Annotated in this window: 11 protein-coding genes and 1 tRNA gene; all 12 read right to left on the bottom strand. The window is 67.2% G+C overall.

Annotated elements, in window-relative coordinates; all coding sequences use genetic code 11:
- Positions 1–17: 17 nt before the first annotated feature.
- The 12 genes from HMPREF1155_RS05615 to HMPREF1155_RS05560 all read right to left on the bottom strand — a co-directional run bounded on the left by HMPREF1155_RS05615 (position 18) and on the right by HMPREF1155_RS05560 (position 14695).
- The gene (locus HMPREF1155_RS05615; protein WP_006361550.1) at positions 18–2174 is read right to left on the bottom strand and encodes a sodium:proton antiporter; all 2157 of its coding nucleotides are present in this window, start codon (positions 2172–2174) and stop codon (positions 18–20) included.
- A gap of 7 nt (positions 2175–2181) precedes the next feature.
- Positions 2182–3093 (bottom strand): diacylglycerol kinase family protein, encoded by a 912-nt coding sequence (locus tag HMPREF1155_RS05610; protein WP_009078565.1) that lies wholly within the window; start codon positions 3091–3093, stop codon positions 2182–2184.
- A 42-nt stretch (positions 3094–3135) separates the two neighbouring features.
- Positions 3136–3360, bottom strand: a complete 225-nt coding sequence (locus HMPREF1155_RS05605; protein ID WP_009078695.1) for a hypothetical protein — start codon at positions 3358–3360, stop codon at positions 3136–3138.
- A gap of 101 nt (positions 3361–3461) precedes the next feature.
- Positions 3462–3537 (bottom strand) — tRNA-Glu (locus tag HMPREF1155_RS05600).
- A gap of 169 nt (positions 3538–3706) precedes the next feature.
- Positions 3707–4996, bottom strand: a complete 1290-nt coding sequence (hemL, locus tag HMPREF1155_RS05595; RefSeq protein WP_009078741.1) for a glutamate-1-semialdehyde 2,1-aminomutase — start codon at positions 4994–4996, stop codon at positions 3707–3709.
- 2 nt (positions 4997–4998) lie between these two features.
- Positions 4999–7659, bottom strand: a complete 2661-nt coding sequence (locus HMPREF1155_RS05590) for a radical SAM protein (protein ID WP_009078543.1) — start codon at positions 7657–7659, stop codon at positions 4999–5001.
- Complete coding sequence (gene hemB, locus HMPREF1155_RS05585) at positions 7647–8651, bottom strand: porphobilinogen synthase (protein WP_009078733.1); 1005 nt, start codon at positions 8649–8651, stop codon at positions 7647–7649. The genes HMPREF1155_RS05590 and hemB overlap by 13 nt, the downstream gene beginning before the upstream one ends.
- Positions 8652–8697: 46 nt before the next feature.
- Complete coding sequence (gene ahbC, locus HMPREF1155_RS05580) at positions 8698–9960, bottom strand: 12,18-didecarboxysiroheme deacetylase (protein ID WP_009078498.1); 1263 nt, start codon at positions 9958–9960, stop codon at positions 8698–8700.
- On the bottom strand, positions 9957–11603 hold the full coding sequence (locus tag HMPREF1155_RS05575) for a bifunctional uroporphyrinogen-III C-methyltransferase/uroporphyrinogen-III synthase (protein ID WP_009078421.1): 1647 nt from the start codon (positions 11601–11603) through the stop codon (positions 9957–9959). The genes ahbC and HMPREF1155_RS05575 overlap by 4 nt, the downstream gene beginning before the upstream one ends.
- Positions 11600–12556: a hydroxymethylbilane synthase gene (gene hemC / locus HMPREF1155_RS05570; protein ID WP_009078283.1), complete on the bottom strand. Its 957-nt coding sequence runs from the start codon at positions 12554–12556 to the stop codon at positions 11600–11602. The genes HMPREF1155_RS05575 and hemC overlap by 4 nt, the downstream gene beginning before the upstream one ends.
- Positions 12549–13949: a glutamyl-tRNA reductase gene (gene hemA, locus HMPREF1155_RS05565; protein WP_009078663.1), complete on the bottom strand. Its 1401-nt coding sequence runs from the start codon at positions 13947–13949 to the stop codon at positions 12549–12551. Before hemA ends, hemC begins: the two co-directional genes overlap by 8 nt.
- Positions 13946–14695: a bifunctional precorrin-2 dehydrogenase/sirohydrochlorin ferrochelatase gene (locus tag HMPREF1155_RS05560; RefSeq protein WP_009078442.1), complete on the bottom strand. Its 750-nt coding sequence runs from the start codon at positions 14693–14695 to the stop codon at positions 13946–13948. Before HMPREF1155_RS05560 ends, hemA begins: the two co-directional genes overlap by 4 nt.
- Positions 14696–14700: the final 5 nt, after the last annotated feature.

Here is a 14700-nt window from a genome sequence, read left to right as displayed (position 1 = left end):
GCTTCGCCGCGGCACGGCTAGATGAACCCGTCTTGATCGAGCTGCATGACGCGGACGTTGTCGCGCAGGCGCTGAGCTGTCTGGCGGCTGATGAGGCCGTCGTCGTACATCGCCTGGATATGGTGGAGCTCCCGTTCGAGCCCTTCGAGGCGGACCTCGTCGATCGCATCGTCGACCCGCGTCGCCGTGGCGATGCCCGGCGCCGCATGGTCGGCGCGGCGCAGGCGTCGGATGGATTTCTGCATCTCGAGCAGAATCTCGGCCGCATCCTCGGACGGCGTGCCCTCGTCGGACAGGCGCGCGCGCAGCTTCCCGACGGCATGCGTGAGCGCGTCCGCATGCAGCTCGCGGGGAGCCTTCTCCTGTTCGAACGCCTGGCGGAACAGACGGCGATCGGCAATGATCCCTGCAATGAGCTGATTGAACGAGATGACGCGCTTTCGCGCGAGAAACACGAAGCGCGGCACTCCCCTCTTTCCGAGGGCCGCCTTCGCCCGCGCATAGCGGGACAGGAGCCTGTGCCCGGCCAGCATGAGCGACGCGTCCTCATGCATGCGCTCCGTCACATAGGCCTCCTGCCATCCGATGACCTCGATGCGCAGCGCGACGTTGTCGACGCGGTCGAAGGCGTCGGAGCGCTGCTTGATATGCGCGATGCGGTCGTTGTACTGGCGGATGACCGATTGCACGGCGCGGCGGTTGCCGGGCGTCTGCATCGCATCGAGATCGGCGATCACCGCGCGCAGCACCTCGACGAGCGCCTCCTGGTCGCTCGAGGGCGGGGCCGCATCCTGTATGGGCGACAGCACGGGAAGCAGGAAGTTCGCGAGCAGAAGCGTGATCAGGATGACGCCCGACGCGAGGAACAGCAGCAGATCGCGCGATGCGAAATCGATGCTTCCCACGACGTAAGGCAGCGTGAACATGATGGAAAGCGAGATCGCGCCTTTGGGGCCGGCGAGCGCCATGACGAGCGAATCGCGCAGGATGCCGGAGCGCAGCCAGAGGCGCGCCTCGCCCCGCATGGGGCTCGCCGGATCGAATCCTTCCGCGCGCGAGGCGCCGGAGCGCATCGGCACGGTCGGCCCCGAAGGATAGGCGCATGCGGAAGCGGATGCACCCGCCGCAACGCGCTCGGCGCGCGCGTCCGCGATGCGCCGGTACAGGTCCATGGCCAGGAACCAGAGCATGCGCACGGCCACGACCACCGCGCTCACGAGCACCACGAGCCCGATGAGCTTCGCATCGGCGATGCCGGCGTCGTGCCACGAATCGCTCATGGCGTTCGGAAGCTGCATGCCCAGAAGCACGAACACGATGCCGTTGAGCGCGAACGTCAGCACCTGCCAGACGCTCGAGGAGACGATGTTCATGCGTGCGACGGAAGGCCCGATGCGCCGATCGAGAAACGAATACGAAAGGCCTGCGGCGACGACCGCGAGAATGCCTGAGACATGCAGGGACTCGGCGGCGAGGAAGACGACGAACGGCGTGGCCAGATCGAAAAGCACATGAAACGTCGTGTCGTCGACGCCCAGGGCGCGCACGGTGCGCATGACGGACGAAATCACGATCTCGAGCGCGATGCCGACCAGGATGCCGCCGAAGAAGCTCAGAGCGAACGACGCGCCGGCCCCGAGAAGCGAGAACGATCCGGTCGTCAGCGCGGCGATGGCGAACTGGAACGACACGACGCCCGACGCGTCGTTGATGAGCGATTCGCCCGAAAGCAGGACTTCCTGCTTGGGAGTCAGGGATGCGCGTTTGGAAAGCGACGAGACGGCCACCGCGTCGGTGGGTCCGAGCGCGGCGCCCAGGGCGAAGGCGGCGGCGAGCGGGATGGACGGCTCGATCGCATGCGCGAAGAAGCCGACGATGAGCGCAACGGCGACCACGAGCCCGATGGCCAGAGACGCCACGGGGCGGCGGTTCGACCAAAGCGCGACCTTGTCGACGCCGCGTGCTTCCTGAAACAGCAGAGGGGCGATGAACAGCACGAGGAAGAGCTCGGAATCCGCCTGGAAATGGTACATGGACACGCCGCCGAGCAAGGCGATGGCGGCGCCGAGGCCGATCTGCACGAGCGGCATGGAGACGCGGCTCACGACCTGGTGGACGACCGCGGATGCGAGCACCGCGAAGCAAAGGACGAGGACGAAGGAGAAGGTCGTCATGCGGCCATCATCGCCGAGCGAACAGGACGGAAAGCGCCGCAGGCTCGATCTGAACGCGATAGCGCGGCGATTCGATGCGCTCCCCGTCGATCTGGGCGGGAGGCGACGGATCGAAGGCGACGTCGAGCGCGCGGACGCGATGGAACGTCATCTTGCGCGAACCGACATGGTTGCCGCCCTTCGCCCGCAAGAAGAGCAGCAACGCCGGGACGAGCCCGAGCGGGGCCGAGGCATAGCAGATATCGAGCATGCCGTCCGAAGGCTCGGCCTCGGGACAGATATCGAAGCCGCCGCCGTAGGTGCGGCCGTTCTGCACCGCGAACATCATCATGCGCCCGCGTTCGGCCATACCGTCGAAGGCCGCCTCGAACGCGTATTCGTCGCGATGGTGGAGCAGCTGCTCGATGCCTTCCGACACGAACAGCGACGTGCCCGTCTGCCCGGTGCGCGCGCGACGGTCGTGCGTGCCCAGCGCGATGGCCGCATCCAAACCGAACGACAGCGTCTGCATGAAGGGGACGCCGTTGCACAGGCCGACGTCCAGCGGCCGCTCCTCGGCGGCAAGCAGCACGGGGAACGCCTGCGCCACGCCGACGGGCATGCCGAGCGTGCGCGCGAAATCGTTGCCGTTGCCGCACGGGATGACGCCGAGGCTCGCGCGATCGGCGGGCGGACGCTCCATAAGGCCCGAAACGACCTCGTGGATGGTGCCGTCGCCTCCGACGGCGACGACGAGGTCGGCCTCGACGGCCCGCGCGCGCGCAGCGGCATCGCCCGGACCCGCGGTCCGTATGAATTCGAGCGACGAGAACGACGCCGCGCTCGCCTGCGCGAGCGATTCAAGGGCGGCGATGTCTGCGGCGCCGGCCCCGTTGTTCGCGGCGGGGTTGCCTATGAAGACCGTTCTTCCGAAAGCCACGCCTCGGCACCTCCCACAGAATCGCGGCTGGCATGGACGCGGCTAGCGCGTCGAATGCGCTGCGGACGCCCAGCTCGCCCTGAAATCGTCCGTGCTCTTGTACGGGCAGCGGCAGACGTCGAGCCCGTCGGTCACTTCGACCCAGAACCCCGTCTTGCCGAAACGGCGCTCGAGAGGCGTCACGTCATACGTCTTGCCGGGTTCGAGCCCGAGGCTGTTGACGAGCATGCGCCGACCGGTGAAGACCATGGTCTTGGTTTCGCCCAAAGGGATCGCCCCCTTCCTGAGACGCCGGTGCGCGGCGAAGGCTTGCCTGGCGCCGCGCAATGCGAACGCGCCGAGACGACCCGGCGCGTTGAGAATACGACTGGTGCCCTCAGAAGGATTCGAATCTCCGTTTCCGACCTGAGAAGCCGGCGTCCTTGGCCGCTAGACGATGAGGGCGATTTAGCATTATATCCAATGCGCGCCCTGAGCCGCCCGCATGCTCCTCTCCCACCAAATTTTCGCAACGAGAAGCACGGGGCGGCGCAAGGACGACGCGAAGCGACCTGCGCGCCAAGCGCGGCCGGGCGGCTTCAGGCATGCTCGAGATCGAAGCGACCCGGAGATGCTATGCGCCGAGCGCGACGCGGGCGGCGCGGATGAAGGCGTCGATGTCCTCGTCCGTATGGGCTGCCGACAGGAAGATGGCCTCGAACTGGCTCGGAGCTATGAGGAAGCCCTGATCGAGCATCGATTGGAAATAGCGCGCGAACGCCGGCTGATCGCAGACGGACGCCGTGTCCCAATCGCGCACCGGCTCAGGCGAGAAGAAGACGGTCGCGAGCGAGCCGAACCGGTTCACCGTCGCCGCGACGCGCGCGTCGGCGATGGCGCCGCGCAGGCCGCGCGCCAGGCGCCGCCCCGCCTCGTCGAGCCGCTCGTAGAGCCCCTCGGTTTGCTGCAGCTTCGTGACCTGGGCAAGGCCCGCTTCCATCGCGACGGGATTGCCTGAAAGCGTACCCGCCTGATAGACCGGGCCCGCCGGAGCGAGCGCGTCCATGATGCGCGCCGCGCCGCCGACGCATCCCACGGGAAAGCCTCCGCCGATGATCTTGCCGAAGGTCACGAGGTCCGCACGGATGCCGAAGCGCTCCTGCGCGCCGCCGAGCGCCACGCGGAAGCCGGTGATGACCTCGTCGAAGATGAGCACTGCCCCGAATTCGTCGCACAGCGCGCGCAACCCTTCGAGAAAACCCCGATCGGGCGCGACGACGCCCATGTTGCCGGACACGGGCTCCACGATGACGGCCGCGACGTCGCCCGGATTCGCCTCGAAGGACGCGCGCACCGATGCGAGGTCGTTGTAGCCGGCCACGAGCGTGTCGCTCGCCGTTTTCGCCGTCACGCCCGGGGTATCGGGGATGCCGAGCGTCGCGACGCCCGAGCCGGCGCTCACGAGCAGCGAGTCGCTATGCCCATGGTAGTTGCCCGCGAACTTGATGAACTTGTCGCGCCCGGTGAATCCGCGTGCGAGACGGATGGCCGTCATGGTCGCCTCGGTGCCCGACGACACCATGCGGACTTCCTCGACGTTCGGCACGACCTCGCAGATCTTATCGGCGAGCTTGAGCTCGGCCTCGCACGGGGCGCCGTAGGACACGCCGCGCTCGAGCTGGGCGCGCACGGCGGACAGCACGTCGGCATCGCCGTGCCCGAAGATCATCGGCCCCCATGAGCAGATGAAATCGCGGTATTCGTTGCCGTCGACGTCCCACACGCGGCTCCCCTGCGCATGGTCGTAGAAGACCGGGTCGCACGCGACCTTGTGGAAGGCGCGGACCGGAGAGTTCACGCCTCCGGGAATGACGGTTTTCGCGTGCGCGAAATCGCGCGACGAGCGCTCTCTGCCGATGGTCATGATCACTCCTCGAAATAGCGCATGGATGCCTTCTTGAACTCGCGCGTCGTCGTGAGCGATTCCATGCCCCTCGCCTCGACGCCCGCCTTGACAAGCATAGCCTTCAGCTCTTCGATATGCGAGGACAGTTCTTCGGCGGTTCGCGCGTGCGTCATGGCGTAGAGGTTTCCCGGCCAGGATCGCGCGCGGGGACGCGCGTAGCAGTGCGACACGAACGGGGCCTTCGCGAAGACCTCGCCCGCCGCATCGGCCTTCTCGTCCGGAATATCCCAGACGGTCATGGAATTGCAGGCGTAGCCCACCTTATGGTGGCGCACCATGGCGCCGAAACGGCGGATGGTCCCGTCGGCCTTGAAATCACGAATGCGGGCGATGACCTCGGCTTCCGAGACCTTGCGTCCGATGCGCGCGGATATGCGGCGCGCACCCTGCGCATACGGGTCGTCGAACAGCTGGCAGGCGCCGATGGCGGCCGCCGCCTCGTCCATGGCGGCGTCGGAGGCGAAGGCGCCGGGCAGAGAGCCTGCGGCAAGCCCGCCGGGATGTCCGACCGGATGCCCTGCGCCCTGAAGCCCGCGCGAGCCATGAGGATGCTCCGCCGGGGCGCCCGAGGAATGCATGCCGGGATGCCCCGAGGGGTGCCCCGCGACGCCCGACGATGCGCCCGCATGACCGTGCCTCACCGCGACCTCGGAGATGGCCGAGCCATGGGCGCACCCCTGGGCGGGCTGCATGCGCTTCGATGCGCCGGAGATGCCGTCGATGCCCGCATCCTCGGACAATCCGAGCCGCGCATACGGAGCGGAGAAATCGAGGCCCGCGGACGTCACGTCGTCCTGCGCCCAGCGCACGAGCTCGACATCGAAGGGATCGCCCGCGTCGAAGGGGCGCACGCACGCAGGGTCCGGAAGCGCCCCGGCCGCGGCGTCGAGCGCTTCGCGCGCCTCGAGGCGCGCATCCGCGGATGCGGCGCCGGTCGCGAAGTCGACGCGGATCTTGTAGGTCCTCGTCGCCTGCATGCACAGGACGTCCGAAACGCCCGTGCGCATGCGGATCTCGTCGAGGATGCGGGCGCGCTCCCCTTCCGAGCGCGTGATGAGCGTGAACCAGAGATTGTAGCGGTTGTCGCGCCCGTAATTATGCGTGACTTGGGAATACGATCCGACGATCGCAGCGGCGGCCTCGAGCGCCGCGGCATCTCCCGGCACTGCCATGGCGCAGAGCGCCGAGGAATAGCCGAGCTTGCGCGAATCGAACGAGGCGCCGATGCGGCGCACCGCCTTCGTGCGGAAGAGCGACCAGGCGGCGTCTTTCACCGCATCGCGCGTGAATCCGAGCGCATCGGCGAGCACGCCGTACGGGTCGGCCGCGAGCGGGAAGCGGGCCTGGACGACATCGAGCACCGCGTCCTGCGCATAGCCGCGCGGCACGTAGGCGCAGTACGGCTCCTCCTGCAGATAGTCGCCTGTAAGCGAGAGGGCGCGCGCACGGCACCCACCGCAGACGCCCTTGTATTCGCAGGCGCCGCACTTGCCCTTCAGGCGGTCGTAATGACGCAGGTCGTCGAAGACCGGGGAATTCGTCCAAATCTCGGAGAACGGCGTCTCCTTGACGTTGCCGAGCTGCATGTCGAAGTAGCCGCAGGGCTGCACGTCTCCCGTATGGCTGATGAAGACGAAGGTGATGCCGCCCAGGCATCCGCGCGTCATGGCCTGCATGCCGTGGGTCTGCGGCGTGATCTTGATGCCCTGCTTGGCGGCCTCCTGGCGCATGATGCGGTAGTACTGGGGCGCATCGGTGGGCTTGAAGCTCATCGGGGAGGTTTCCTGACGCTTGAAAGCCCAGGTCAAAACCTCTTCGTATTCGTCAGGCGTCAGCTCGACGTCCACGAGGTCCTCCCCGCGGCCGGTCGGCACGAGCAGGAACGGATGGAAGGCCGCCGCGCCCAGATCCTCGGACAGGTCGTGCAGATCGTCCACCATATCGTTGTTCATCTTGGTGACGGTGGAATTCACCTGCACGCCGACCCCGTACTTCTCAAGGTTGCGGATGCCCGTCACCGTGTCTTCGAAGGCGCCGCTGGCGCCGCGGAACGCATCCTGGCCCTCGACGGTCGGGAAGTCGAGCGACACCGAGACGCGCGGGATGCCGTGCTCGGCGATCTTCTTCGCGATCTCGTCGGTGATGAGCGTGCCGTTGGTGCCGATGACCGGATGCAGCCCCACCTCGAAGGCGTAGTCGATGATCTCCCAGATGTCAGGACGCATGAGGGGCTCGCCGCCCGTGACGATGAGGATCGGGTCGGTGATCGAGGCGATGTCGTCCATGACGGCCTTGCACTCGTCGAGCGACAGCTCGCCCGGATACGCCTCGCAATGCGCCGCCGCGCGGCAGTGCGCGCAGGCCAGGTTGCAGCTGCGGGTTATCTCCCATGCGACGATCTTGGGCGGTTGGATGCCGGTGCGCGCCTGATAGGCCTGGGCGGCGGCACCTGCGCCGGGGCGGTACGAGGAACGCCCGCGCGCGCCCGTGGCGCCCGACACCTGCAGGCCGCCCTCATGCGCGGACGGATGCGTTCCCGGATGCACGGCTGCGCCGGGCGCCGGAGCATGCGAGCCTGGAGCGACGGCGAAGGATTCGGACGTTTCGACTATTCCAGGCATGAGGCCTCCTCGGCAAGCCAACGAGCGGCCTCCTTGGCGTGATAGGTGATGATCATGTCGGCGCCGGCGCGCTTGATGGAGGTCAGAAGCTCGAGGACGACGCGACGCTCGTCGATCCAGCCGTTCGCGGCCGCGGCCTTGACCATCGAATACTCGCCGGACACGTTGTAGGCGACCGTCGGGAAGCGCAGCTCGGTCTTGACGCGCGAAAGCACATCGAGATACGGCAGCGCGGGCTTGACCATGACCATGTCGGCGCCTTCGGCGATGTCGAGCGCGGATTCACGCACGCCTTCCTCGGCATTGGCGGGATCCATCTGGTAGGAACGGCGGTCGCCGAAGGACGGCGCCGAATCGGCGGCGTCGCGGAAGGGACCATAGAAGCCGCTTGCGTACTTGGTCGAATACGACATGATGCCGACGTTCGCGAAGCCCGCCGCATCGAGCGCGGCGCGGATGAAGCCTACGCGCCCGTCCATCATGTCGGAGGGGGCGACCATGTGCGCGCCTGCCTTCGCATGGCTGACGGCCTCGGCGGCCAGCCACTCGAGCGTCGCATCGTTGTCGACGTCGCCGTTCCCGTCGAGCTTGCCGCAGTGCCCATGGCTCGTGTACTCGCACATGCAGACGTCGGTAATGACGGTCATCGCCGGAGCTTTCGCGCGGATCGCGCGGACGGCCTCCTGCACGATGCCATGGTCGTCGTAGGCCTCGCTTCCGCATTCGTCCTTGTGCGACGGGATGCCGAAGAGCAGGACCGACATCACGCCCAGACCTGCAAGCTCGCGCATCTCGGCTTCAAGCATGTCGATAGACACCTGGTAGACGCCCGGCATCGAGGGAATCTCGTCGCGCAGGCCGCTGCCCGGCTTCACGAAGAGCGGATAGATGAAATCCTTGGCAGACAGCTCGGTTTCGCGGATGTAGCGGCGCATCGTCTCGGTCGCGCGCATGCGGCGCGGGCGATATGCCGGGAACTTCCCGTATTCCATGATGATGGACCCCCTGAAATCAACGGATGGTTCGAAGGATGCGGCCCTACGCGATGGCCGCGGCGGCGACGTCGTCCTCGACGGGCGCCTCGACGATAGGCGCAGGTTCGTCGCCCGTGCGCGCGATCTCCTCGTCGGTCAGATAGCACGCCGGATCGCTCGCCCACAGATCGCCCGTGGCCGCTTCGGCGCGGACGCGGAAGTTGCCGCCGCACACATCGAGCCAGCGGCAGTCATGGCAGCGGCCCTTGACCCAGGGACGCTTGTCCTTGAGACGGTACATGAGCTCGGAAGCCTCGGTCGAGCGCGAGACGTCGGACCAGATCTCGGAGAACGGGCGGTCCTTGACGTTGCCGAAGCTGTAATGGCGCCAGAACTGGTCGGCATAGACGTCGCCGTCCCAGTTGATCGATGCGATGCCGTTGCCCGAGGAGTTGCCCTGGTTCCACTGGAGCAGCTGCATGACCTTCTCGGCGCGCTCGGGATCTTCCTTCAGAAGCTCCATGTAGACGAACGGGGCATCGGCATGGTTGTCGACCGTGAGGATCTCGGGCGTGCCGCCCTCGTCGAACCACTGCTTCGTGCGGTCCATGATCAGGCGGACGGCCTTGCGCGTCTGCTCGTGGGTCAGGTCCTCTTCGATCATCTCGGAACCGCGGCCGGCATAGACCAGGTGGTAGAAGCACGCGCGGTTGATGCCGTTTGCCTGCATGAGGTCGAAGATGTCGTTGATCTCTTCCCAGTTGTGCTTGTTGATCGTGAAGCGCAGGCCGACCTTGATGCCCGCATCCTGGGCGTTCTTGAGGCCTTGGAGCGCCGCGTCGAAGGAGCCCTCCACGCCGCGGAAGCGGTCGTGGGTTTCGGGATCTCCGTCGAAGGAGACGCCGACGTAGGACAGGCCGACCTCGGCGAAGCGGCGTGCGAGCTCGGGCGTGATCAGAGTACCGTTGGTGGAGATGACGACGCGCATGCCGCGGTCCTTCGCATGCTGCATGAGCTCGACCAGATCGGGGCGCACGCACGGCTCGCCGCCCGAGAACAGAAGCACCGGCGCGCCGAAATCCGCCAGATCGTCGATCATGGCCTTGGCCTCCTCGGTGGAAAGCTGGTCGTAGCGTTTCGCGTCGGAAAGCGCGTAGCAATGCTCGCACTTGAGGTTGCAGGTACGCGTGCAGTTCCAGACGACGACGGGCTTCTTGTCCTTGGAGAACTGGAGCAGGCCGCTCGGGAGCTCCTTGGACATGCGTCGATAGCGCAAGACGTCGGCGGGCTCGACGGCGCCGCAGTACAGCTTGGAGATTCCGATCATCGGTGGTCCTTTCGTGGGAAAGCGGTCTCATCCGGGGAAGCGAAGGCCTCGAGCAGCGTGTCGACGAGGCCCGGGATGGTGTAGGAGGATGCGGTCGAGGCGGGCGGGAAGCCCAGGCGCTCGAGGGTGGCCGTGGTGATGGGCCCGATGGAGAACAGGCGCGCGTCCGCAAGCAGCGCGGGTGCATCTTCGCCGAGCAGAGCGACGAGGTTTTCCGCGGTGGACGACGAGGTGAACGTCACCGCATCGACGCCGTCGGCAAGCGCCGCCCTCGCCGCATCGGCGCTCGTGCCGGGAACGACGGTTCGATAGGCGGGCGCGACGGTGACCGCGCACCCGATGCCGGCAAGCATCTCGGGCAGCGCCTCGCGTGCGACCTGGGCGCGCGGGATGAGCACCGCATCGTCCGCATCGAGCCCGCGCTCGCGCATCGCATCGAAGACGGCCTCGGCGCGATACTCGTGCGGAACCGCATCGGCCTCGATGCCGTGCGCGCGCAGGGCATCGGCAGTCGCCGGGCCGATGGCGGCTATGCGGGCATGCGCGAGCGCGCGGGCGTCGTACGGCGGCGCGGTGCGGCGGCGCAGGCGCTCGAAGAACGCCTCGACGCCGTTCGCGCTCGTGAAGACGACCCACGAGAACCCATCGAGGGCGTTCAAGGACGCATCGAGGGCATCGAACGACTCAGGCGGCGCGATGTCGATCGTCGGAACCTCGACGACCTGCGCGCCGAGCGCCTCGAGCCTGCGCGTGAAAACGGAAGCCTGCGTGCGCGAGCGCGTGACGAGGATGCGCCTGCCGAAAAGCGGCGCGTCTTCGAACCAGGAGAGATCTTCGCGCAGGCGCGCGACCTGCCCCACGACCGTCATGACGGGGGCCGTGAAGCCGGCCTCTTCGGCACGACGGGCGGCATCGGACAAAGGCGCGACGAGCGTGCGCTGCTCGCGCGTGGTTCCCCAGCGCACGAGCGCGCAGGGGCAGTCCGCCTCGACACCCTGGGCCGCAAGGTGTCCGGCGATCGAAGAAAGGTTGCGCATGCCCATATAGAAGCAGAGCGTCCCGCCCGCCTTCACCATGCCCGCGAGCGACTCCCAATCGAGTGCCGTCTCGTCCTTGGTCGGATCCTCGTTGCCGGTCACGAACGTGACCGACGACGCGACGCCGCGATGCGTGACGGGAATGCCCGCGTAAGCCGGTGCGGCGATGCCGCTCGTGATGCCGGGAACGACGGAAAACGGGATGCCCGCCTCACGCAGCGCGAGGGCCTCTTCCCCGCCGCGCCCGAACACGAACGGATCGCCGCCCTTGAGACGCACGAGCAGAGGGGCCCGGATTCCCGACTCGGCGCGCGCGGCGTCGGCCGGACGGGATGCGAGACGCGCCTTGAAGGCCGCGTCCAGTTCGCGCGCAAGATCGATCAGGATATCGTTGATCTCGGGCTGGGTGATATGCCCCGAGAAGCCCTTCTTCCCCACGTACACGAGACGCGCGTCCGCGCGTGCGCGCCCGAGCAGGCGCGGATTGGAGAGGTAGTCGTAGACGATAATATCCGCGGATTCGATGAGGCGCGCACCTTCGCAGGTCAAAAGCCCCTCATCACCTGGACCGGCACCGACGAGCGCGACATGGGTGGAAACGCTCATCGGCCCGCCTCCTGCGCGCGGATCTCTTCGAGAATGACATCGGCGCCTTGGGCCGAAAGCTCGGCGAGCACGCGCCTGGCGACGTCGGCCGGAGTCGCATCGGATGCGGGCACGCGAAGCGCAACGCGCGCGACGCGCGATCCGTCGACGGAGGCGACGACGGCATCGGCCGCGATGTCGCCGCCATCGAAACGCATATAGGCGCCCATGGGAACCTGGCAGCCGCCCTCGAGAGCGCAGAGCACGATACGCTCGGCTTCGACGCAGACGCGCGTGGCCGCATCGTCGATGCGAGCGCAGAGTTCGCAGACGCGCTCGTCGCCGAGACGCGCCTCGATCCCCACGGCTCCCTGGCCGACGGCCGGAACGATCTCGCTTACGGGGATATAGGCCGCGATACGGTCGGCCAGGCCCATGCGCGTCACGCCGGCCGCCGCAAGCACGGCGCCTTCGTATTCCTCGCCGCACGCCTTCGCGATGCGCGTGTCCACGTTGCCGCGGATGGGCGTCGGAACGATACCGGGAAAGCCCGCCCGAATCTGAGCGACGCGGCGTAGCGAGCCGGTCCCGAGACGCGATCCGGCGGGAACGTCCGCGAGGCATTCCGCCTGGATGCGGGGACCGCAGACGATCACGTCGCGCGCATCGGCACGCTCGAGCATGGCCGTGATGCCGCAGCCGTTTGCGAGCTCGGTCGGGACGTCTTTCATGGAATGGACGCAGATATCCACCTCCCCGGCGACAAGGGCCGCCTCGAGATCTTTAGTGAACAGGCCCTTGTCGCCGATTTCGGCAAGCGGCGTGGCGAGGTTGCGGTCGCCTGTCGTTTTGATGACGCGGATCTCGCAGGAGACGTCGGGGCGCGACGCCTCGATCGCGCGCTTCACGGCATGGGCCTGCCAGAGCGCGAGCGCGCTTCCCCGCGTCCCGATGACGCACGTATCGTTATGCATGTGCAATCCCCCTCGAGCTGCAGACTTCCCGATGACTCTCGTCGACGCCCACCGGACACGGCAATCCCGACCTGCATGCGGTGCCGCAGGCGTGATGGTGCGTGCCGAGAGGGAACGTTTCGATGCCGAACAGGTAGCGTGCGGCCCCCGTGTAGTAGTACGAATCGGCCGAGAACGATTCCTTGCGAAGGCGAATCGTCGGGCCGTGCAGGATCTTCTTCATGATCGAGCTGCCGAAGGCCTCGAGCACGGCACGCTCGTCGTCCGAGACCTCCTCGCCGCGCACCGAGGTGAGACTGCGCATGGCGCGCGAAAGCTCGGCATCGACCGCGGCTTCGCCCTTCGCGTAGATCGCCTTGATCGTCGGCACGACGTTGCGCTGCTGCATCCAGGCGAAGAACGATTCCTCGGCCTCGGCGATGAGCCGTTCCACGTCGCCGACCGAAGCGACGCGCTCGGCCATGCCTTCGTCGACGATGGAGGCGAGCGCCTCGAGGTTGTACAGGCGCACGCCGTCGATGTCGGCGCAGGCGTCCTCGACGTCGCGCGGGACGGCTTCATCGATGATCACGCACGCCCGTCCCTGCATGCCCGCACGATCGCGCGCAGCCGAAAGCTCATCGGCGCAGATGACGCATTCGCGCGACGAAGTCATGGAGAAGACGACGTCGGCGCAGGCCAACTCTTCGTAAAAAGAGCCGTCCGCGCAGACGCGCCCGCCGCAGGCCTCGACGAGGGCCCGTGCGTGTTCGCGGGAGCGGGAGGACACGACGATGTCGTTCACGCCTGCCTCCGTCAGATACGTCGAGGCAAGACGGGCCATCTCGCCCGCACCGACGAACATGACGCGGCGATCGGGCAGGTCGGGAAACGCCCGGCGCGCCACATTGAAGGCCGTCGTCGAAAGCGATACGGAATCCTGGCCGATGGCGGTTTCCGCACGGGCGCGCTTGCCGAGATGCAGCGCATCCTTGAACAGATGCATGAGCACATCGGTGCAGGTGTCGGCCGCTACGGCATCCTCGAAGGCGCCGCGCGTCTGCCCGAGGATCTGGGCTTCGCCCAAAACCTGAGAATCAAGCGAACAGACGACGCGGAACAAGTGCGTCGCGGCGGCCATGCCGCGCTCGAGGAAGAAGGCGCCCTCGGGCAGGGGCACGCCCGCACGCCGTTCGTAAAACGCCGTCAGCGCGTCGATGCCCATGCGGTCGGTCTTGGCGTCGACGTATGCCTCGATGCGGTTGCAGGTCGAAAGGATCAGGCATTCCTTGATGCCGCTGCCGTCCGCCAGCTCGGCAAGGGCGGCGGGGATGTCCTCATGCGCGAGAGCGATGCGCTCGCGCACGGCGATCGGAGCGGTCTTATAGCTCGCCCCCATGCAGACCAAGCTCATCGCATGCCTCCCTCGAGCAGGGGCATGACGACGGCGGCGTAGACATCCTCGGCTTCGGGACGCTCTCCTGCGGCAATGCGTTCGAGCAGGTCGCTCGCGGCGACGGCCTCGTAAAGCGGGCGCCTCGCAGACGCGGGGCCTTCGACCCGCTGCTTCACGAGCATGCGGACATCGCCGAGAAGGTCGATGTAGTCGGCCCAATAGGCGGGATAGGCCTCTTCGAGGCCGAGGCGGATATCGCGCGCGATCGTCGGCGCGGCGCCTGCGGACGAAACCGCGATCTGCAGCCGGCCGCGGCGCATGATGGACGGCACGATGCAGGTGCAGAGCTCGGGAACGTCCACGATGTTCACGAGCTGGTGCGCCTCGCACGCATCGTCGAAGACGAGGCGGTTGACCGCTTCGTCGGATGTCGACCCGATGACGAGCAGCGCCCCCGCAAGGTCGCCCGTGCGGTATCCGCGCTCATGCCAGCGGATGCGCTCGTCCGCAGCCCAGCGCTTCACCTCGTCGGTGGCATCGGGGGCCACGACGGTGACGGACGCGCCTCGTTCGAGAAGCGTTGCGATCTTGCGTTCGGCAACGGCGCCCGCGCCGACGACGACGACCGGCTGGCCGTCAAGGTATAGGTAGAGAGGATAGGGCGCAATGCGGCGATCGTGCGGCGCGCCCTGCGCCGAGGACGCATGCCCCGCGGCAACTTCAGCAGTCGTCGAATTCAACGTCTTTTCAGCGAGACGGCGCACGCGCG

The organism is Slackia sp. CM382 (genome assembly GCF_000293015.1).
In the GTDB taxonomy this organism is placed as follows: Bacteria; Actinomycetota; Coriobacteriia; order Coriobacteriales; family Eggerthellaceae; genus Slackia; species Slackia exigua.
This window is presented reverse-complemented; position numbering and strand designations above follow the sequence as displayed.